This is a genomic window from Caulobacter sp. FW305-C-30-S16, assembly GCF_058783025.1.
The window spans coordinates 349,209-369,890 of sequence record NZ_JBYSYH010000002.1; the positions used below are offsets into that span (position 1 = coordinate 349,209).

18 protein-coding genes are annotated in these 20,682 nt (G+C 66.6%); 13 read left to right on the top strand and 5 right to left on the bottom strand.

Annotation, left to right across the window (positions count from 1 at the left end; translation table 11 throughout):
• Nucleotides 1-150: 150 nt before the first annotated feature.
• Both AC3WJT_RS08665 and AC3WJT_RS08670 read left to right on the top strand, forming a co-directional pair.
• Complete coding sequence (locus AC3WJT_RS08665; RefSeq protein WP_492342707.1) at nt 151-291, top strand: hypothetical protein; 141 nt, start codon at nt 151-153, stop codon at nt 289-291.
• Entirely contained in the window at nt 279-413 is a 135-nt protein-coding gene (locus tag AC3WJT_RS08670; protein WP_492342708.1) for a hypothetical protein, read from the top strand. The genes AC3WJT_RS08665 and AC3WJT_RS08670 overlap by 13 nt, the downstream gene beginning before the upstream one ends.
• Nucleotides 414-449: 36 nt before the next feature.
• On the opposite strand, the gene AC3WJT_RS08675 is transcribed toward AC3WJT_RS08670, so the two are convergent.
• Together AC3WJT_RS08675 and AC3WJT_RS08680 are read right to left on the bottom strand one after the other, a co-directional pair.
• Nucleotides 450-1,124, bottom strand: coding sequence for a nitroreductase (locus AC3WJT_RS08675; RefSeq protein WP_492342709.1), 675 nt, complete (start codon nt 1,122-1,124; stop codon nt 450-452).
• Nucleotides 1,125-1,232: 108 nt separating this feature from the next.
• A complete protein-coding gene (locus AC3WJT_RS08680; protein ID WP_492342710.1) occupies nt 1,233-1,736 on the bottom strand; it encodes a DoxX family protein in 504 nt (167 codons plus the stop codon).
• Between the two features lie 148 nt (nt 1,737-1,884).
• On the opposite strand from AC3WJT_RS08680, the gene AC3WJT_RS08685 reads away from it, so the two are divergent.
• The 9 genes from AC3WJT_RS08685 to AC3WJT_RS08725 all read left to right on the top strand — a co-directional run bounded on the left by AC3WJT_RS08685 (nt 1,885) and on the right by AC3WJT_RS08725 (nt 13,636).
• The gene (locus AC3WJT_RS08685) at nt 1,885-3,513 is read left to right on the top strand and encodes an ABC-F family ATP-binding cassette domain-containing protein (protein ID WP_492342711.1); all 1,629 of its coding nucleotides are present in this window, start codon (nt 1,885-1,887) and stop codon (nt 3,511-3,513) included.
• 141 nt (nt 3,514-3,654) lie between these two features.
• Nucleotides 3,655-4,608: an alpha/beta hydrolase gene (locus AC3WJT_RS08690; protein ID WP_492342712.1), complete on the top strand. Its 954-nt coding sequence runs from the start codon at nt 3,655-3,657 to the stop codon at nt 4,606-4,608.
• A gap of 248 nt (nt 4,609-4,856) precedes the next feature.
• Nucleotides 4,857-6,443 (top strand): AMP-binding protein, encoded by a 1,587-nt coding sequence (locus AC3WJT_RS08695; RefSeq protein ID WP_492342713.1) that lies wholly within the window; start codon nt 4,857-4,859, stop codon nt 6,441-6,443.
• Nucleotides 6,444-6,520: 77 nt separating this feature from the next.
• Nucleotides 6,521-7,720, top strand: a complete 1,200-nt coding sequence (locus AC3WJT_RS08700) for an acyl-CoA dehydrogenase family protein (protein WP_492342714.1) — start codon at nt 6,521-6,523, stop codon at nt 7,718-7,720.
• A gap of 12 nt (nt 7,721-7,732) precedes the next feature.
• A complete protein-coding gene (locus tag AC3WJT_RS08705; protein ID WP_492342715.1) occupies nt 7,733-8,869 on the top strand; it encodes an acyl-CoA dehydrogenase family protein in 1,137 nt (378 codons plus the stop codon).
• Entirely contained in the window at nt 8,866-10,200 is a 1,335-nt protein-coding gene (locus AC3WJT_RS08710) for an MFS transporter (RefSeq protein WP_492342716.1), read from the top strand. The genes AC3WJT_RS08705 and AC3WJT_RS08710 overlap by 4 nt, the downstream gene beginning before the upstream one ends.
• 433 nt (nt 10,201-10,633) lie before the next feature.
• Nucleotides 10,634-11,749, top strand: a complete 1,116-nt coding sequence (locus tag AC3WJT_RS08715; RefSeq protein WP_492342717.1) for an efflux RND transporter periplasmic adaptor subunit — start codon at nt 10,634-10,636, stop codon at nt 11,747-11,749.
• 4 nt (nt 11,750-11,753) lie between these two features.
• Nucleotides 11,754-12,959, top strand: a complete 1,206-nt coding sequence (locus AC3WJT_RS08720) for an ABC transporter permease (protein WP_492342718.1) — start codon at nt 11,754-11,756, stop codon at nt 12,957-12,959.
• Entirely contained in the window at nt 12,956-13,636 is a 681-nt protein-coding gene (locus AC3WJT_RS08725) for an ABC transporter ATP-binding protein (protein WP_492342719.1), read from the top strand. Before AC3WJT_RS08720 ends, AC3WJT_RS08725 begins: the two co-directional genes overlap by 4 nt.
• Nucleotides 13,637-14,017: 381 nt before the next feature.
• Here the strand turns inward: AC3WJT_RS08725 and AC3WJT_RS08730 are convergent, their stop codons facing one another.
• On the bottom strand, nt 14,018-15,271 hold the full coding sequence (locus AC3WJT_RS08730) for a spinster family MFS transporter (protein WP_492342720.1): 1,254 nt from the start codon (nt 15,269-15,271) through the stop codon (nt 14,018-14,020).
• The gene (locus tag AC3WJT_RS08735; protein WP_492342721.1) at nt 15,268-16,797 is read right to left on the bottom strand and encodes a class I adenylate-forming enzyme family protein; all 1,530 of its coding nucleotides are present in this window, start codon (nt 16,795-16,797) and stop codon (nt 15,268-15,270) included. The genes AC3WJT_RS08730 and AC3WJT_RS08735 overlap by 4 nt, the downstream gene beginning before the upstream one ends.
• 111 nt (nt 16,798-16,908) lie before the next feature.
• On the opposite strand from AC3WJT_RS08735, the gene AC3WJT_RS08740 reads away from it, so the two are divergent.
• On the top strand, nt 16,909-17,517 hold the full coding sequence (locus AC3WJT_RS08740; RefSeq protein WP_492342722.1) for a TetR/AcrR family transcriptional regulator: 609 nt from the start codon (nt 16,909-16,911) through the stop codon (nt 17,515-17,517).
• A 3-nt stretch (nt 17,518-17,520) separates the two neighbouring features.
• On the opposite strand, the gene AC3WJT_RS08745 is transcribed toward AC3WJT_RS08740, so the two are convergent.
• Nucleotides 17,521-18,432, bottom strand: coding sequence for an alpha/beta hydrolase fold domain-containing protein (locus AC3WJT_RS08745; protein ID WP_492342723.1), 912 nt, complete (start codon nt 18,430-18,432; stop codon nt 17,521-17,523).
• Nucleotides 18,433-18,453: 21 nt separating this feature from the next.
• Here AC3WJT_RS08745 and AC3WJT_RS08750 point away from each other — a divergent pair, with 21 nt between their 5' ends.
• Nucleotides 18,454-20,682, top strand: coding sequence for a TonB-dependent receptor (locus AC3WJT_RS08750; protein ID WP_492342724.1), 2,229 nt, complete (start codon nt 18,454-18,456; stop codon nt 20,680-20,682).

Here is a 20,682-nt window from a genome sequence, read left to right on the forward strand (position 1 = left end):
GGGCGACCAATCCTGACGTGTGGGCGTCCTAGTCTACCCTCGACGGCGCCGTGGGGGCGTCAGCGAGGGTGGCATGACACAAGGTGGGACCCGCAGGGTCAGGCCCGGAAGGGCGCGTGGGACCGGATCCGGCAAAGGGGAGGGCGGCGCATGAGCCCGCTGGCCTTTGCCATCCTGGCCGGGATCGGCCTGCTGCTGATCGGCGGCCTGGTCTGGCTGCTTGTCTTCAGACCGGAGCGCACCTGTGACGGCTGCGGCATGCCGGAGAGCTTCTGCCAATGCCCGGATTGATCGCCCTGATCGCCTGTGGACTGGGCGGGCTGCTGGCGGGCCTCATCGTCGGCTATCTGCTGGGCTGGAGCGTCGGTCACGGCGACGGTTTTGAGGAGGCCGAGCGGCTGCATACGGACTGACGCGCAGGACAGACCCTCGATCAGCCCCGGGGCGGTCTAGTCGAAGCCGACGAACACCGCGGCCTCATCGACCGACTTGCGTTCGGACACCACGGCGTTGGCCGGGAAGGTCTCGTCCGGCCAGCCCAGCGCGATGCTCTTCATGATCACCTGGTCCTCGGCGATCCCGGCGTGCTCACGCACCACGGGGGACTGCATGATGCCCTGGCTGTTGATCACCGCGCCCAGGCCGCGGGACCAGGCGGCATTGACGAGGGCCGTCGCCACGGCGCCGCAATCGAACGGCGTGTCGTCGCTGCCGTCCAGCACGCGGTCATAGGTCACGATCACGCAGACCGGCGCGTCGAACTGGCGAAAGCCCCGCAGCACCCAGTCCTGGCGCATCTCCGCATCGTCGCGGGCGATGCCCATGGCGGAGAACAGCTGCTTGGCGACGCCGACCTGTCGGTCACGGTGCTGGCCGGCGAAGGCCTGACCGGTGCGGAACTCGCGCGACTGCGGAACGCCGGCCAGCGTGCGTTCGGTGTTGCCGGCGCGGATCCGGTTCAGCGGCTCGCCGGTGACGACGTAGAAGTTCCACGGCTGGGTGTTCATCGACGACGGTGCGCGCATCGCCAGGGCGAGGATCTCCTCGATCAGCGCCCTGGGAACGGGATCGGGCTTGTAGCCCCGGATGCTGCGGCGGCCGCGGATGACGTCGTCGAACTGCATGTGTGACCCCGGATTGGTGCAATCGAATGCGGCTGTCTGGCGCCTGTGACGCGCCGTCAGTCCAGCGGAAAATGACCCGGCGGCAAGACCGACCCCCGGGTCGCGACCTCAGCCCGCCGGGGCGGCGTGGGGCTCCGGCGCTGGGCTGTCCCGCGCCTCCTCCCGGGTCCCGAACCAGGCGAAGGCGATGAACACCGCCTGCAGCGGGATGCGCATCCACAGATACCAGGGCGAATTGGCGTAGCTCGGCACGTTGGTCGCGACGGTCCAGCCATAGATGTTGAACGGCAGGATCAGGACCAGCCAGGCGATGATCGCCCAGCCGGTGATCCGCGCCCAGCGCGTCCAGATCAGGACCGCGAACGCCAGTTCCAGCACGCCGCTGGCGTAGCTGGACTCAAGCCGCAGCGGAAAGAACGGCGGGATCAGGTCGACCACCGACTGGGGCTGCAGGATGTGGCCGTAGAGGCCGAAGAACCCGAACAGCAGCGTCAGATACAGCTTGAAGACGTTGGCCCACCGGAACCGCACGGAGCGCCGGATCAGGCTCACCAGCGCCACCAGCAACACGGGGCCCAGGACGACCGCGGCCGGCGTCAGCAGTTCAGTCATGTCGTTCCCCCCAAGGCTGAGGCGACCCTACACCGCGCCGGGCGCCGAGTTGAACTTGAACCTTCCGCCCGTCGGCAGGGAAGGCGTCACGCCCTGGCCTGCCTCGAAGGCTGGCGTTCGCCCCGCTCCCGCGCTAGCAGACCGCCCCATGATCCGCCTCGACAACATCTCCAAGCAGAACGGCCACCAGATCCTGTTCATCGAAGCCTCAATGGGGGTCCAGAAGGGCGAAAAGGTCGGGCTGGTCGGCCCCAACGGCGCCGGCAAGACCACCCTGTTCCGGATGATCACCGGCCAGGAGCAGCCCGACGACGGGCTGGTGGTGATCGATCCGGGCATGACGATCGGCTACTTCAGCCAGGACGTCGGCGAGATGTCCGGTCAGAGCGCGGTCGCAGCGGTGATGGACGGCGTCGGCCCCGTCAGCGCGCTGGCCGCCGAGATGTCGGCGCTCGAAGCGGCCATGGTCGATCCCGACCAGGCCGACCAGCTGGACGCCGTCATGGAGCGGTACGGCGAGGTGCTGGAGCGCTTCCAGGAACTGGACGGCTATGCGCTGGAAGCCCGGGCGCGCGAGGTGCTGGCCGGCCTGAGCTTCAGCCAGGAGCGCATGGACGGCGATGTGGGGCTGCTGTCCGGCGGCTGGAAGATGCGCGTGGCGCTCGCCCGCATCCTGCTGATGCGGCCCGATGGCATGCTGCTGGACGAGCCCAGCAACCACCTGGACCTGGAAAGCCTGATCTGGCTCGAGGCGTTCCTGAAGAACTACGACGGCGCGCTGCTGATGACCTCGCACGACCGCGCCTTCATGAACCGCATCATCGGCAAGGTGGTCGAGATCGATGCCGGCTCGCTGATCACCTATTCGGGCGATCTCGACTTCTACGACCAGCAGCGCGCGCTCAGCGAACAGCAGCGCCAGGCGCAGTACGAGCGCCAGCAGGCGATGCTGGCCAAGGAAATCAAGTTCATCGAGAAGTTCAAGGCGCGCGCCTCGCACGCCGCCCAGGTCCAGAGCCGGGTGAAGAAGCTCGACAAGATCGACCGCGTCGAGGCGCCGCGTCGTCGCCAGTCGGTCCAGTTCGAGTTCCGGAGCCCGCCGCGGTCGGGTGACGACGTGATCAACCTGCGGGGCGTCCACAAGGGTTACGGCGACCAGCCGATCTACGAGGACTTCGATTTCCTCGTCCGCCGCAAGGAACGCTGGTGTGTCCTCGGCGCCAACGGCGCGGGCAAGTCGACGCTGCTGAAGCTGGTCGCGGGCGCCATCACGCCCGACCAGGGCGTGGTCAACATCGGCGCCAGCGTGCGGATGGGCTACTTCGCCCAGCACTCGATGGATCTGCTGGACGGCGAAGAAACGATCTTCGAATCTCTGGAAAGCTCCTTCCCGCGGGCGGGGCAGGGCGCGCTGCGCACCCTCGCGGGCTGCTTCGGCTTCTCCGGAGACGATGTCGAAAAGCCCTGCCGCGTCCTGTCCGGCGGCGAGAAGGCGCGACTGGTCATGGCCGGCATGCTGTTCGATCCGCCGAACCTCCTGGTGCTCGACGAGCCGACCAACCACCTCGACATGGCGACCAAGGAGATGCTGGTCGCGGCCCTCGCGGACTTCGAGGGCACGATGCTCTTTGTCTCGCACGACCGCCATTTCCTGGGGGCCCTGTCGAACCGTGTGCTGGAACTGACCCCCGACGGCGCCCATCAGTACGGCGGCGGCTACACCGAGTATGTCGCCCGCACCGGCCAGGAAGCGCCGGGCCTGCATCCGGGCGGCTAGAGCCCCCGGGCAGGCGCCCTCCCGAAGGGATGCGGTCTTGACGACCGGCCGGACATCCGGAAGTCAGGACGCCCGTCTCGTCGTCACCGCACCGATCCCGGCCGTTGCGGCGCGTCTCTTTTCAGCAGCAGGTTTGTGATCGTGACCCAGCCCGACAGCCGCCACCTCGTCGACCCGCAGCTCCTGCCGATGCTGGAGGCGTTCCCGACCGTAGCGATCACGGCCGGGATGCTGCCGGCGATGCGCGCCCGGCCGCCATGGTTTCCGGTCAGTCCTGACGACATCGCCCGCACCGACCTGACGGTCCGCAAGGTTCCCGGTCCCGACGGCGCGCCGGAAGTCGAGGTCTGGATCTACCGGCCGCGCGACGCCGTCGGTCCGCTGCCCTGCATCTTCCATATCCACGGCGGCGGCTATGTCGCCGGCGACGCGGCCCAGAACGAGGGCGGGCATCGCCCGCTGGCCGCCAGCCTCGGCTGCTGCATCGTCTCGGTGAACTACCGCCTGGCGCCGGAGACGCCCCATCCTGGCCCGGTCGAGGACTGCTACGCGGCGCTGGCCTGGCTGTTCGCCAACGCCGCCGATTTGCAGATCGATCCCGCACGGGTGGGGGTCATGGGCGAGAGCGCCGGCGGCGGCCTCGCCGCGGCGCTGGCGCTGCTGGTGCGGGATCGCGGCCAGTACCGCCTGACCTTCCAGCATCTGATCTATCCGATGCTGGACGACCGGACCTGCGTGGCCGCCGATCCGCATCCGTTCGTCGGCGAGTACATCTGGACCGCCCACAACAACCATTTCGGCTGGTCGAGCCTGCTGGGCCACGCCCCGGGGATCGAGGGGGTCTCGCCGTACGCGGCGCCCGCCCGGGCGGAAGACCTGTCCGGCCTGCCGCCGACCTTCATCTCGACCGGCTCTCTCGATCTGTTCCTCGAGGAGGACCTGGAATACGCCCGCCGCCTGCTGCGCGCCGGCGTGCCGGTGGAGCTGCATGTCTATCCGGGCGGCTTCCACGCCTTCAACGTCGCGCCTGGCGTCACGATCGCCGCCATGGCCCGCCGCGACAGCACCGACGCCCTCGCCAGGGCGCTGGCCTAGCTGCGGCGTGAAATCGGTCGGGCTGGGGGGGAGTCTAACGGCAATCCGTCTCCGGTCGGGCGCAATTCCCGATCCAGACCGGGCCTTGGCCCATGACCGTTCGCCACTCAGCGAGGGCGACCGGCGGGCGATTTCGGCGAGGCGCGCCAGGGTCGCCTCGTCAGCACCCTCGAAAGCCGGATTGCGGAATCCCGTCCGAATAGACCAGACTTGAGGCGAGGTCGCTGTCGCGCCTTGCGGAGGCGTGGATGGATTTCGCCGACATTGACCCTGCACGGGTCCAACGCCTGGATGAGGCCGCGCTGCAAGGCATGACGCTCGCGGTGTGGGCCGACCTGCAGCCGGATCGGATCGCGGTCTACGACCCCGACGGAACGGCGCACAGCTTCAGCAAAACCAACGCCAGGGCCAACCGGCTGGTGCGGCTGTTCCGGGACCCGGGCCTGGTCCCGGGCGACGCCGTGGCCCTCGTCTGCTCCAATCGGGTTGAATTCGTCGAGGTGCTGGCGGCCACCCTGCGCTGCGGCCTTCGGCTGACGCCGGTGAACTGGCACCTGTCGGCGGACGAGATCGCCTACATCATCCGCGATTGCGAGGCGAAGGCCCTGATCGGCGAGGCGCGTGTGGCGACCCTTACCGAAGCTGCTGCGGCCTGTCCGGGCCCACTGCTGAAGCTGGCGATCGGCGGGCAGATCGAGGGGTTCGAACCCTACGAGTCGGCCATCGCCCCGTTCGACGGAACCGACATCCCCGATCCCGTGCTCGGCAACGGCATGATGTACACCTCCGGCACCACCGGCCGGCCCAAGGGGGTGCACCGGCCCGTGCCGGCCGTGACGCCCTACGCCACCTATCTGATGCGCGGCTATGACCCGGCGACCTCGGTGCAGATGTGCGCCGGCCCCGCCTATCACGCCGCGCCGCTGGCCTTCGATGTACGGGCGGCCATGGCCGGCGGGGTCCCGCTGGTGTTCATCGACCGGTGGGACAGCGAAGGCGTGCTGCGGACCATCAGTGAACGGAAGGTCACCCACTTCCATCTCGTCCCGATCATGTTCCAGCGGCTGCTGGCCCTGCCGGACGCGGTGAAGGCGAAGTACCCGGTCGACCATGTGACCTTCATCATCCACGGCGCCGCGCCCTGCCCACCGGAGGTCAAGCGGGCGATGATCGACTGGTTCGGCCCGGTGCTGACCGAATACTACGCCGGCTCCGAGGGCGGGGCCGGGTTCCTGATCGACTCTCACGAGTGGCTGAGCAAGCCGGGCAGCGTGGGCAAGCGGCCCGCCCTGTTGCAGGTCCGGATCCTCGACGAGGCGGGCAATGATCTGCCCAACGGCCAGGCCGGCGGCATCTACCAGCAGATGCCGCCCGGCGGCGGGTTCACCTACTACAAGGACGAGACCAAGACCCGGGCGTCGCGGGTCGACGACTTCTTCACCATGGGCGACGTCGGCTATTTCGACGAGGACGACTACCTGTTCCTCACCGGCCGCAACGCCGAGACGATCATCTCCGGCGGCGTGAACATCTATCCGCAGGAGATCGACAACGAACTGGTCAAGCACGCCGCCGTGGCGGACTCGGCGACCATTGGCGCGCCGCACGACGAGTGGGGCGAGCAGGTCAAGGCGGTCATCCTGCTGAACCCGGGCCATGAGCCCAGCCCGGCGCTGGCCGAGGAAATCCTGGCCTTCGCGAGGGCGAATCTGGCCAGCTTCAAGGTGCCCAAAAGCCTCGACTTCGTGACCGAACTGCCAAGGTCCGAAGCCGGCAAGATTCAACGCAACAAGGTGCGCGCGCCCTATTGGGAAGGCCGCGCCCGACAGATTTGATCGGCGTCAACGCCGCCCGACGACCCACGACGAACAACACGACCCACAAGAACAAGACGACCACCAGGAGGAACGACATGGCCGATTTTGGCGGCGCCGACACGGAGGCCTTCCGCGCAGACGTGAAGGCCTGGCTCGGGGCCAACTTCCCGCCGTCTCTCGCCGGCGTGGACGTGGCCATGGCCAACGCCTACGGCCCGGTCGAGGGCGACGCCCTGCTGTGGAAACAGCGCATGGGCGAGAAGGGCTGGGGCACGCCGACCTGGCCCAAGGCGTACGGCGGCGGCGGCCTGTCGTCGGCCGAGGCCCGCGTGCTGCAGCAGGAGATGAACCGCATCGGCGCCCGCAACCCGATCGGCGGCATGGGCATCATGATGTTCGGCCCGACCCTGCTGGAATACGGAAGCGAGGAGCAGAAGCAGCGGCACATCCCGTCCATCTGCAAGGGCGAGATCCGCTGGTGCCAGGGCTATTCCGAGCCGGGCGCGGGCTCCGACCTGGCGGCGCTTCAGACGCGCTGCGAGGACAAGGGCGACCACTTCCTGGTCAACGGCCAGAAGGTCTGGACGTCCGGCGCCCAGTACGCCGACTGGTGCTTCTGCCTGGTGCGGACCGATTTCACCACCAAGCACGAGGGCATCAGCTTCATCCTTTTCGACATGAAGACACCGGGCGTCGAGGTGCGGCCGATCAAGCTGATCAGCGGCAATTCGCCCTTCTGCGAGACCTTCCTGACCGACGTGAAGGTGCCCAAGGAGAACCTGGTCGGCGAGCTGAACAAGGGTTGGACCATTGGAAAGCGGCTGCTCATCCACGAGCGCAACAGCCTCTCGGGCGGCGGAGGATCGGCCGGTCGGTTCGCGGCCGGAACACCGCTGGACAAGCTGGCCAGGGACTACATCGGCGTGGACGAAACCGGCCGGATCGCCGATCCGGACCTGCGCGCGCGGCTGATCCGGCACCAGATGGAGGCGAAGGCCTTCATGCTGACTCTGATGCGCGCCCAGGCGGAGAGCAAGGGTGGCGGCGGACCGTCGGCGGCCACCTCGATCATGAAGAACGTCGGTTCCAAGGTTGGCCAGGAACGCGCTGAACTGGCCATCGAGATCATGGGCTCCCAGGGCCTCGGCTGGGAGGGCGAAGGCTTCACCGACAAGGAGCTGGAGCAGACCCGTAACTGGCTGGGCGGCAAGGCGACCACGATCTACGGCGGCTCCGCCGAGATCCAGAACAACATCATCGCCAAGCGTATCCTTGGCCTTCTTGATCACCAGTAGGGGGCGCGCGACATGGCCGTTCTGACCGAAGAACAATCGATGCTGCGCGACGCCGCCAGGGCCTGGGTGCAGGAAAAGGCTCCGGTGGCGGCGCTGCGCAAGGCGCGCGACAGCGGCAGCCTGCTGGGCTACGCGCCAGAGGCTTTCGCCGAAATGGCCGGGATGGGCTGGGCCGGCGTGGTTGTCCCCGAAGCCCATGGCGGGTCGGAGTTCGGCTACCTGAGTCTCGGGCTGGTGCTCGAGGAGCTGGGCCGGACCCTGGCGGCGTCCCCGCTGGGCGTGTCGTCTATGGCCGTGACCAGCGCCCTGGTCCGCGCCGGGACCGAAGTCCAGAAGGCCGCCTGGCTGCCGAAGATCGCCTCGGGCGAGACGGTGGCCGCCCTGGCCGTGGACGAAGGCCCGCGCCATGACCCCGTCCGCACGGCCCTGAAGGCCGAGGCCGTCGGGGGCGGCTATCGCCTGTCCGGGACCAAGACCTTTGTCGCCGAAGGCATGGCCGCGTCCCTCTACCTCGTGTCGGCCCGCACCGCGGGCGCGCCCGGCGATGAAGCGGGGATCACCCTGTTCCTCGTACCCGCTGACGCCGAGGGCCTGACCAGGAGCGCCCGTCATACGGCAGACAGCCGCGACCATGCGGCCCTGACCCTGGACGGCATCCAGCTCGGCGCCGACGCGGTGCTGGGCGAGGTCGGTGGCGGTTACGCCCTGCTGGAGCGCACGCTTGATGTCGCCCGCATCGCGGTGTCGGCGGAAATGCTCGGCATGTCGGCCCAGGCCTTCGACACCACGCTCGAGTACCTCAAGACCCGGGTGCAGTTCGGCCAGACTATCGGCAGCTTCCAGGCGCTGCAGCACCGGGCGGCGAAGATGTTCAGCGAACTGGAGCTGGCCCGGTCCTGCGTCGAGGCGGCCCTCTCGGCCATCGACCAGGACGCCGATGACCTGCCGCAGCAGGCCGCCCTTGCCAAGGCTGTGGCCGGCGACACCCTGAACCTGATCTCGCGCGAGATGGTCCAGATGCACGGCGGCATCGGCATGACCGACGCCCATGACGCCGGCCTCTATCTCAAGCGCGCGCGGGCCGTGGAGGCCCTGTTCGGAACCGCCGCCTGGCACCGCGACCGCTGGGGCAGGATGCAGGGGTATTGACCAGCGAGACGGATGATCCCGTTGCAGCGGCTCTAGAGCCCGAAGCTCCCGCGGCCGTGTCGGAGGACATGGCCGTGCGGGAGGCCGCGTTCCAGACGTTCATCTGGGACAATCTGCGGCGCAACTACATCGGCAACTTCGTGCACGGCATGCTCGGCATGACGGGCTTTCGGCTGATCAACGCGCCGACCTTCATGCCGGCCTACCTGCACCTGATCTCGGGCTCGAACACCATCGTCGGTCTGGGCCTGGCGCTGCAGCAGGTCGGCTCGATCGTCTCGCCGCTGGTGGCCGGGGCGAAGATGGAGCACCGGCTGAAGATCATGCCGGCGGCCATCGTCCTGGGCAGCCTGGGGCGACTGGCGATCCTTGGCATGGCCCTGTCCGGCTGGTTCCTGAAGGACCGGGCGCAGGTCGTCACCCTGCTGATGTTCCTGTTCCTGTTCGGGGTGTTCATGGGCGCCCAGCGGGTGGCCTTCACCCTGCTGATGTCCAAGGTCATTCCGGTCAGTCTGCGAGGTCGCCTGCAGGCCTGGCGCAACGCCATAGGGGGGCTGATCGCCGCTGTCCTGGCCTATGTCTCGGGCAAATACCTGATCGAGGCCAATGTCCTGGGCAACGGCTATTCGACCACCTTTATCCTGGCCTTCTTCCTGACCAGCGCCGGGCTGTGGTTCCTGCAATACCAGATCCGCGAACCGGTCCCGCCGACGATCCGCGAGCCCGCCCGCATGCGGGATCGCATGCGCGATATTCCAGGGCTGATCGCCGCCGACCCTGCCTATCGCTGGTTCCTGGTGGTCCAGATGCTGGCCACCTCAGCCCGGATCGCGACGCCGTTCTACATCCTGCATGTGGGCGCCACGATGCACCTGGACGGGGCCACGCTGGGCCTTCTGTCCCTGGCCTTCCTCGGCGCGGACACCGTGTCCAACATCGCCTGGGGCTACCTCGGCGACCGGTCCGGCTTTCGGATCGTACTCCTGCTGGCGATGATCGGCTGGATCGCCGCGACCGTGCTGCTGATGACCCAGGGCGCGCCGATGGCGATCTTCTTCGCCTTCTTCATCCTGGGCGCCGCACAGGCGGGCTACGGCATGGCCTCGCAGACCATGATCCTGGAGTTCGGCCACAGGGACGACCTGCCGATGCGGATCGGCATCTCGGCGACCGCTGAAGGGGTCACCGCCACCCTCGGCCCGCTGATCGGCGGGACGGTGGCGGACCTGCTCGGCTACAATGTCGTCTTCGGGGCCTCTCTGGGCCTGCTCACGGCGGCCCTGCTGACCCTTGTCGTCGCCGTGCGCGATCCGCGCCGGAAGCGGGCCTGAGCCGGGCCGGCGATGGTCTCGCGGGCGCGTCCAAACGAGGGCGCGTCAGCCGGCCGAACCACGGCTGTGTCCCCGGGGGGTCTGGACACCCCTGCATGGCGCCGGGTCGCCCCGCCTGTCTGGCGGTGGGGTCGGTCGGGGGTTGACCGGTCTCCCGCAGGTGACCGGCGGCGCAGTTCGGTTTGCCGCCCCGACGCAACGGAATGACCGTCCACGCGTTCGTCTGGCCATGCCACGAGCCTACACCTTGGTCGCACTCCCGAAATCCAGTCGCGTCGGCGTTGCGCCGACCCGACGGCTTCAGGCCTGAAGTGGCGACGCAACACCTCCCGGGAGGCAAGCGCAGCAGGACAACGCCACCGTCGATCGCGTGGGGAGCAGGTCGCTGACCCCTCCGAAGACACTCCTTTCCGCCGTCGACGCCCAATCGCCTGTGACGCCATCACATCCGTCTCCGCCGCCGGTCGCGCGGCGAATCCGCAACCTCTGGATCGGTCTGGCCCTGTTCGCGTCAGCGGCCCTGACGGTGGGAATCGTCTGGCGGGTCACCCGGCCGCCGACGGTCGACGTTCTTGTCGTCAGGTTCTCGACCGTGGAGCGCGTGTTGGCCGTTGTCGGCCGCGCGCGACCAGCCGACCTGCTGGATGTCCGCTCGCCGAATCCGGGCCAGGTCATCCGCCTGCTGCATGACGATGGAGATCGCGTCGCCCGGGGCGAGCCTCTGGCCATCATAAAGGCCACGGTCGAAGAGGCGCAGACGGCGGTCGGCGAAGCGCAGGTCCGGGCGGCCCGCGCTGAACGTCAGCGCGCGCAACTGGTGTTCAATCGCACCCGTATCCTGATGGAAAAGGGCTTCGCGACCCGGGCGGCGCTCGACGAAGCGCGCGCCACGCTGCAGTCGGCCGAAGCGAACCTCGACGCCGCGACCGCGACGATGGCGGCCGCAGCCGAACTGGCCGGACAATTCACGGTCCGCGCGCCCATGGCGGGCCTTGTGCTTCTGCGTCCGATCGACAACGGCCAGGTCGTCCTGCCGACGACGACCCTGTTCGTGCTTGGCTCTCTCCAGGGGACGGAGATCCAGGTCCAGGTCGACGAAAGTTACGCCGACGCCTTGCGTCCCGGCCTGTCGGCCAGGGCCGTTCCGACAGGATCCGATGCGCCGTTTGCGGCGCGGGTCACCGAAGTGTCGCCGCAGGTCGACAGCGCGACCGGCGGCCGCCTGATCAAGCTGGTCGCCATGGATGGTCCGGCGCTCGCGCCCGGCCGCTCGATCGATGTCAGCATTGTCGTGGACCGCCGCGCGAACCGCCTGGTCATTCCCAGAACGGCGGTGATCGACGCCTCAACCGCCCCGAAGGTCTATGTGGTCGACGCGGACGATATCGCCCGCCTTCGCGGCGTCACCATTCTGCGCTGGCCATCGCTCAACGCCATTGTGGAAAGCGGGCTGTCGCCGGGCGACCGGATCATCGTGAGTCCGGGCAAGCTCCGGCCTGGCGATCACGTACGGCCGCTGACGGGCGCCGCCAAGAAAACCGGCGGGTGACGGCTTGTTCGCCTTCACGGTTGCGCGCCGCTATCTCCTGTCCAATCCCCTTCAGACAGCCCTGCTGGTCTCCGGTGTCGCGCTGGGCGTGACGATCTTCGTGTTCATCACGGCGCTCATCCAGGGGCTCGCGATCCTCCTGACCGCCCAGGTTACGGCGAACAGCGCCCATGTGACGCTCGAACCGGCCACGCGGGTCGCCCGGGTGCTGGGCGGGCCGGGTGTCGACACCGAGGCCGTCGCGCTTGTCTCGACCTTCCAGCGGCGACAGATCCGCGAATGGTCCTCGACGGTGGCGCTTGCGAAGCAGCAACCGTCCGTCTCGACCGTCAGTCCGCAGATCATGGGAAACGCCTTCCTGTCGAAGGGCGAATCCGCCGCCCCGGTTTCGGTCACGGGTGTCGAACCGCAGGAACTCGACGCGATCACGCCGATCAGCACCATGCTGGTCGGGGGCGACGCCAATCTCGAAGCGGGCGGGATCCTGATCGGCGATCGTCTGGCCGGCGACCTGGGCCTGTCCCCGGGACAGCCGGTGCTGCTGCGGACCGATCGCGGGGTCGAGCGACTGCTCACGGTCCAGGGGGTCTTCAGCACTGGAGTGCAGGCCGTCGATGAGCGGATCGCCTACCTGTCGCTATCTCTCGCGCGCCCCCTGTTCCTGCTGCCGGAGGGGGTCACAGACATCGAGATCAAGCTCGTCGATCCGCAACAGGCGCGCCCCGTGGCGGCCTTTCTGCAAGGGGCGACCGGTCTGAGGGCGACGCCCTGGCAGGACAAGAATCTGAGCCTGAACGACGCGCTGACGGCGCAGGCCCAGACCGGCTCGTTGATCCAGGGGTTTTCCCTCGTCTCGATCATCATCGGCATCGCCAGCGCGCTGGTGCTGTCCACCTATCGACGGCGAAGCGAGATCGGCATCATGCGGGCCTTCGGCGTCTCCGGGGGCTTTGTCTCCACCGTCTTCATCCTCCAGGGTCTTATGATCGGTCTGATCGGCGGGCTCGCCGGCTGCGGCGTCGGCTACGGCGTCTGTCGGCTGCTGGCGGGTCTGACCCGACCTGACGGAACGCCGATGCTTCCGATCGCGCCGGAGCAGGGCGGTTATCTGGCCGCGATGATCCTGACGACGCTCGGCGCGGTGCTGGCCTCGGTCGCCCCGGCAAGATCGGCGGCGCGCCTCGATCCGCTCGAGGCCATTCAGCAATGACGCTGCTTCTCGCGGCGTGCGGCATCGGCATGACCTTTCGCAATGGCGATGAACAGACGTCAGTGCTCCGGGATGTCGACCTTCAACTTGGCACGGGGGAACTGACCGCCCTGCTGGGCGCCTCCGGCTCCGGCAAGTCGACCCTGCTCTCGATCATGGGGCTGTTGCTGCGGCCGACCGCGGGGACGCTTGAAATCGCCGGTGAGCGCGTCGAGGCCCTGTCGGATGCGCGACGCACACTGTTTCGCAGCCGTCGTCTCGGCTTTGTCTTCCAGTCTCATCACCTGTTGCCCGACTTCACGGCCACCGAAAACGTCGCCTTCCCGGCGGCTGCGCCGGCCGGGGGCGTGTCGGACACCATGCGCCGTCGGGCGCGGGACCTGCTGGCGCGCGTCGGCCTGGAGGACCGCATGGATTTTCGGGCGACCCGCCTGTCCGGCGGCCAGAAACAGAGGGTTGCGATCGCGCGCGCGCTGATGAACCGGCCTGACCTAATTCTGGCCGATGAGCCGACCGGCGCGCTTGACCGGGAGTCTGCCGATCAGGTGCTGGACCTGATGAAGGAGGTGAACCGCGAAGACGGAGCCACCTTCCTGATCTGCACCCACGACGAGCATGTCGCTGCGCGTTGCACCCGACGGGTCACTCTGCAGGACGGGAGGATCGTCGGGCAATAGGCGCACAGGCCGCTGTTGGCGGGAAGCGAGGTGGGCTGATTTCGTCATCCTCACGGCATGCCGGGCGATCTGCGGCGAGCGCCCGATTGTGCGGGGTCCCAGGACAGACTTGTCGCCAGGATCGTGCATCCTCGACCGAGGTCGGCGGTTCGGGTCCTCCGGGAACAGTCCGGTGGATTTCTGGTCGCGACTGTCAGGGGACCAAAGGTTCGATTCAGGTGTCTGGCTGAAGGGGGCAGGCCGGCGCCAAACTGTTTCAAGGTTCAGGTCTGAAGGGACTTGGTGAGCGGGCGCTGGATGGGCACGCCTTCAAGTGTCATCGGCTCTCACGGCCCCGACCGCTTCGGCGGATGAGAGCGCAGCCGTTGGAACCAGAGCGAGTCAGCTCCCTCGAGCAGCAATCTTCATCGATCGGGCTGACAGGAGGTACAGCAGCGCCGGGATCGGGGAGAAGCTCAGCAAGACAAGCAGAGAGACCCTCAGCCGTTCGGCATCCAGGCCGCCAAGGGTATCGCTGAGCATCCCAACAGCGAGAGGGCCAAGTCCGGCGCCAAGGAAAGAGGCGCAGAACAGCGCGGTCGCCGATGCGAGCGAACGCAGTCTTGCCGGCGCCAATTCCTGTATCAGGGCGAACACCGGTCCGTAGGCCACGGTCGAAGCGGCGCTCATCAGACCGATGCTGATGTAGGCAGCCTGTGAATTGCTCGCCATCAAGGCCATCGCGCCAAGCGGGGCCGCCACGAGGTAGGACAGGCTCGCCATCCACATCGTCCAGCGCGGCGTCCTTTTGACGAGGTGAAAGGTCAGCCAGCCGCCGACCAGCATGCCCGTCGCAGAACCCAGTCCGTAGGCGAGGCCAAAGGCTGCCCCGACTTCTCGCGGTGACGCTTCGAAGGTGCGGATGAAGTGGGAAGGCAACCACTGGGTGAGGCCGCTGATGATGAAGGCACCGACGGCAAAGCCGCAGAGGAGCCAGCGGTAGGCCGGAATTCCGAACAGTTCGCCGAGGTCGGACTTCAGCGAGTGCGATGAAGCCGCCGCGGGGCGGGGGCGGCGTGATTCGTCCAGCAGCAGCCATGCGCCCGCGGCGAGCAGGGCGCCGGGAGCCCCCAGGATGACAAAGGTCCACCGCCAGCCCACCTCCGACGCCAGGAAGCCGCCGATGGCCAATCCCAGGAACGCCCCAACGGGCGCGCCGGCGCTATGGATGGCCATCGCGGCCGCTCGCCGTCCAAGGGGAAACCGCTCGGCCAGGATCGAATGTGCAGCGGGTGTGGCGCCGGCCTCGCCCACGGCCACGCCGATGCGCGCGAAGGCCAATTGCAGAAACGACTGGGCGAATCCGGTCAGGACCGTGACTGCGCTCCACGCCAGCAGGGACAGGGACACGACGAGACCGCGATTGCCCTTGTCAGCCAGGCGGGCGATCGGGATGCCGCATACGGCGTAGAAGACCGAAAACAGCAGCCCGGCAAGCGCGCCGATCTGGGAGTCCGACAGATCGAGTTCTGCTGCGATCGACGGCGCTGTGATCGAGAAAATCGTTCGATCCATCACGCTGAAGATGTTGACGGCGAAAAGGACCGCGAGGGTGACAGCGGTGCTTGTAGGCGCCTTCGAGCGCGGACCGGTCACGGCAGAGCCGCAAGGATTGTCCGGAGCGCCTTCTTGTCGATCTTGCCATAGGGTGTGAGCGGCATGGCGCCGATCTCTACGATGGACTTCGGTGACTTGTAGGCGGAGAGGCGCGCCCGGACGAAGGCCTGAACTGCGGCGATATCCAGGGGCTCATTCGCGGTGACAGCCGCCGTGACCTTCTCCCCCCAGTCCGGATCGGGAAGGCCGACAACGGCCGCTTCCCTGATGTCGGGGTGATCCCGCAGCGCCCGCTCGACCTCGACGGAATAGACGTTCATGCCGCCGGTGATGATCATGTCCTTGGCGCGATCAACGAGGAAGAGATAGCCGCGCTCATCCCTGACGGCGAGATCCCCGGTTCGCAGCCCGCCCTCGACGAGCGCGTCGGCTGTGGCGGTTGGATCGCGGTAGTATTCGACCAGATTGTAGGGAGACCGAATTTGGATCTCACCGACCGATCCGTTCGGCGTCTGCCTGCCTTCCGGCCCGATCAGGTCGATTGTCAGGAAGGGGACAGGGCGGCCGCAGGATGTGAGAAGAGTCTGGTCGAGGTGATCACGCTTGGTCAGCGTCGTGACGAAGTTCGGGCACTCGGTCTGGCCATAGATCTGCAGGAACACAGGCCCGAAGACGGCGAGTCCTTCCTGTAGGCGTTCGAGACTCATAGGCGCGGCGCCGTAAACGAAGGTCCTGAGGCTGGGCAGGTCGGCTGGGTTGGCTTTGAGATGGTCCAGCAGGCGGTAGATCATCGTCGGCACCGCAAAGGTCCAGGTGGCGCCGTGCTCCAGGGTCAGGCGGACAAAGGATTCGGGCTCAAATCGTCTTGCGATCACCGCCTGCCCCCCCTGCAGCAGGCAGGCGAGGAGATGAAAGCCGGCCGAGTGGGGCAGCGGCGTCGTCAGCAGCATCACCTCATCGGACCGGATGTCTCCGCTGACGACGTGGGCGAAGAGATTGATCGCCAGCGTCGACTGAATGTGGACGACGCCCTTGGGGCGACCGGTCGTCCCACCCGTGTAGGCCAGCACGGCCATGTCATCGGCGTGGGGCGCGTTGCGCACAAAGCCTCCCGTGTAGGCGGCCAGGCTTGCGAGCCATTCCCGGCCCTGCGGCTCGAACTCGTCTTCAGGCGCGCACAGGGTCACCTGGATGGAGTTGACCGGCTCACTGGCCTCCGGCAGCGAAGCGTGGCGGATGAGGGCCCTGGCCTGGGCATGGTCGAGGCAGTAGGTGATCTCGCTTGGCGCCATCAATTCGTTCAGCGGCACCTTGACCGCGCAGAGCTTCAGGATCGCGAATTCGGCGACGACATATTCGATGCAGTTCCGCAGGTGGAGGGCCACCCGGTCACCCCTGCCGATGCCATGTCGCTGAAGGGATGCGGCAAGGGCATCCGATGCCCGGTCCAGCTCGGCGTAGCTCACCTGACGGTCGTCGGTCTTGATGGCAGTCCTGTCGCCGTGTCTGGCTAAGGCTGACGCCAGGACGTCGGAGAGGCAAAGGGTGTGGCGGCCGTTGGTCATAAGCCTTCTCGGGGACTGCTATTCGAGAAGGTACCATAGAGGGTACAAAAGTACCCTTCAATATCAATTGCTGATGTTGAAGGCCGCCGCGATTGTCGCTATCCGAGGGTGATGATCGCGGCGCCGTCCAACAGCCTGACGCACGTTCGCCTTGGCGAACGGCACGAAAAGATCATCGCCGATCTGGAGGCGATCTTCCTTGAGGAGGGCTTCCGCAAGCGCACGATCAATGACCTCTCGATGCGACTGAAGTGCTCCAAGCGGACGCTTTACGAGATCGCACCCAGCAAGCAGGAACTCGCCCTTCTGGTCATGGAGCGATGGCTAGAGCGCATCCGGCACCTGGGATGGGTGGGCGCGCTCGAGTTCGATGATCCGGTCAAGCGTATCGGCGCGTATCTGAGCCCCGGCGTGAGTGAGTCCCGTCAGGCCAGCCGTCAGTTCATGGAAGACGTGCAGACGTTCAGGCCTGCGCTGGCCTTGCTTGAGGCCCACCAGCGTGAGCGCACAAACATCCTTCGCGAAATCCTCGACGATGGCATCCGACGGGGGCGGTTTAGAGGATTCCATTCCCAACTGGTGGCCGAAGTGTTCCTGGCTGCTGTCGGGCGCATCAACGAAATCGCCGTCCTTCAGGCCCCTCAGATCAGTCTGAGTGAAGCCTTTGCCGAACTCTTCCAGCTCATTCTGCACGGCATCGTCGAGCATCCGGCGCCCTGATCGCTAATCCTCGCTGAGGAAGTGGATCATTTCTTCCAGAGCGGCCTGAGCCTCGGGGAAGTGCGGGATCAGCGGAAAATCGTGCGGCGCGTCTTCGTAGACCTCGGTTCTTGCCGTCCCGCCGGCCGCCTCGACCTTCCTTGCGAAGCGCAGGGTGTCGTCGAGCATGATCTCGGTGCTTCCGACGAACATCAGCATCCGGGGAAGCCCGGCCAGGTCTCCCCAGTAGGGTGAAGCCCGGGGGTCGGTCGGGTTTGCGCCCTGAAGATAGTGCCATGCCTTGTGAATGATCGCCCCGGGCCCGAACATCGGATCAGCCTCGCTGTTGGCGACGTGCGAAAGCCCCGTCATGGCCATGTCTGTAAGCGCGGAGATCAGCACGCAGCTGGTCGGCAAGGGCAGACCAAGATCTCGCCGCGCCAGCAGGGCGCTCAGGGCCAGCGCGGCGCCAGAGGAATCCGCCACGACGTCTACCCGCCTGACCCCTTCGAACGCGAACGCCGAAGCCACTCCTGAGACCACGTCGTCATAGGCCGCCGGGAAGGGATGCTCGGGTGAAAGGCGATGATGAAGGATCGCCGCCTGGGCGCCCAGTCGCTCGCAGAGTCGGTCCAGAAGCGCCCGATGCTGTTCTCCCGGGGGCAGAAAGAACCCGCCGCCGGCGACCGCCAGGACAAGTCGCTCCGCGTCTGGATTTCCCCGTCGCTCAAGACGAGGCGCGTCGCCTGCGCCGTCATCACCCAACAGGGCCTGTCGCATTGCCGCCGGATCATAGGCGCTGGACAGAACCGACTTCCGGGTTCGGGCGTCCTGATTGAAGGCGAGAATCTCGGAACTCGGCATGCTTGACCTCTTGATGGTACCAATGTACCGATAATCGTACCACAAAGAAAACGAACGACAAATGTGGGCCATGAAACCGGGGAGGGTATCAACATGAACACCATCGCTAAGCACAGGAAGGCCGCGCTCATCGCGCTCCTGGGCAGCTCTGCCATCGTGGCCCTGCCCATGACGGCGCGGGCTCAGTCTGAATCGCCTGCCGTCAGTGTTGGCGAGGTCATCGTGACGGCCCGCAAGCGCGAGGAGCGCCTGCAGGACGTGCCGATGTCGATTTCGGCTATTGGGGGCGAGGCCCTTGAGGACGCGGGCTACACAGAGCTCAACGACCTCAGCCGTCTTACGAGCAACGTCTTCTTCGAAGCGGCTGATCGATCCAAGCCTCTGATCTTCATCCGGGGCATCGGGACCCGTGGCTATGATGCCGGCAGCGACCCCTCGGTCGGAGTGTTCGTGGACGGTGTCTACCTGGGCCGCTTCGGCGCCCTCGACCTGGATCTGATGGACGTTGAACGCGTCGAGGTTCTTAAGGGGCCGCAGGGCACGCTCTACGGCCGAAATACGATTGGCGGCGCCATTTCGGTGGTGACCAGGGACCCCTCCACCACCTTCACCGGCAAGGTGTCCGGCGAGATGGGCGCGAGCGAAACGTCAGGGGACAACCTCTTCGGCCTGACGGCATCGGTGTCAGGGCCGATCTCGCAGGACGGGGCGTACGGCTCTCTGAGCGTCTCGCGACGGACCCGCGACGGCTTCCAGCCTGTGACCGGCACGGATGTTCGTGGCGGCAGCGAGGACTCCTGGGCGATCCGCGGCAAGACGCTGTTTGAACTCGGCGGCGACGCGAAGCTGAGGCTTTCGGGCGACTACGCGCGTTCGGATGGACCGCCCCTCGTCCTGGTCCCCAATACACTGGGGGGCGCTGCGACCGCACCTGGCGCCCTCGCTCCGGGCTACGTGGCTCAGGCGGAGCCGTCCGACCCCTATCATCCGTCAAGTGATGAGAATGATCAGGGGATCGTGAAGAAGACCTACGGCGTTTCAGCCCAACTCGACTGGTCCAGAGGCGAGCTCGACTTCACGTCGATCACGGCGGCGCGCGGCATGGCGCTGGACGAACGCGACGATCTCGATGGAACTGTTCTGCCGTTCCAGGTCTATCGCGCTGAAGAGGATTCCGATCAGGTCTCCCAGGAGTTCCGCGTCGCCCATCAGGCCGATGCGTTCAATTGGGTCTTCGGCCTCTACTACGCGCGGGAGAACGTCACCCGCACTGAGTTCATTGACTTCGGCCCGGCCTCGCTACTGTCGTTCCTGGTCGCGCCTGCCCCGCTTGGATGGGGCTTCGGCTTCGACCTCGAGTCCACCTCGATGGCCGCGTTCGGTCAGCTTCAGTGGCAAATGACTGACGCGCTCTCCGTTAGCCTGGGAGGTCGCTACAGCAAGGACAAGAAGGATGTGGTCTTCGACACCACCACCACCGTTCCGGGTCTTGTCATCAGCCCGTACAGCGCCGCAGTCGACCGTTCGTGGAAATCATTCGATCCGTCTATCGCGCTGAACTACAAATTCTCTGACGACGTGATGCTCTACGCGTCCTGGGCCACAGGCTACAAGTCGGGCGCCTTCCAGTTCATCGCGATTGACGCCCTTTCCGCCAACCAGGTCGCCAACCCGGAAGACGTGGAGTCCATTGAGATAGGACTCAAATCAACGCTGTTCGACGACCGCCTGCGATTCAATGTCGCCATGTTCAACATGGACTACAAAGATCTTCAGCAATTGCGGCTTGTTCCGATCGGCGGCGGCGTAACCCGGATCGTAATCAGCAACGCGGCTTCGAGCACCATCCAGGGCCTTGAGGTCGACGCCAAGTGGGTGGCTTCGGAAAACTGGTCGTTCGATCTGAACTACGGCTACCTCGACGCGACCTTCGACAACTACGTGTTCAATGCGACCTTCGATTTCAGCGGCAACCAGATGCCCCGGTCTCCCAAGACCACGTTCAGTATCGCCGCAAACTACACCCGTCCGACCGCCTGGGGACGTTTCGACGCCCGACTGGGCTATGCGTGGCGGGACGAGATCTACTTTGAGGCCGACAACAACGTGATCGACCCGGAGTCGAGCGAGGGCGCGCTGGGTCTGGTCGACATGTCGGCGGGCATCACGGGCGACAGGTGGGCCGTCTCTCTCTGGGGGCGCAACCTCTCCGATGAGCGCTATCGTCGCCAGGTCCTGAACTCGACTGGCAATTCGCAGCGCGAGATCTGGGCCGAACCCCGCACCGTGGGGCTTCGCCTGACCTACAGCTTTGGGGAATAG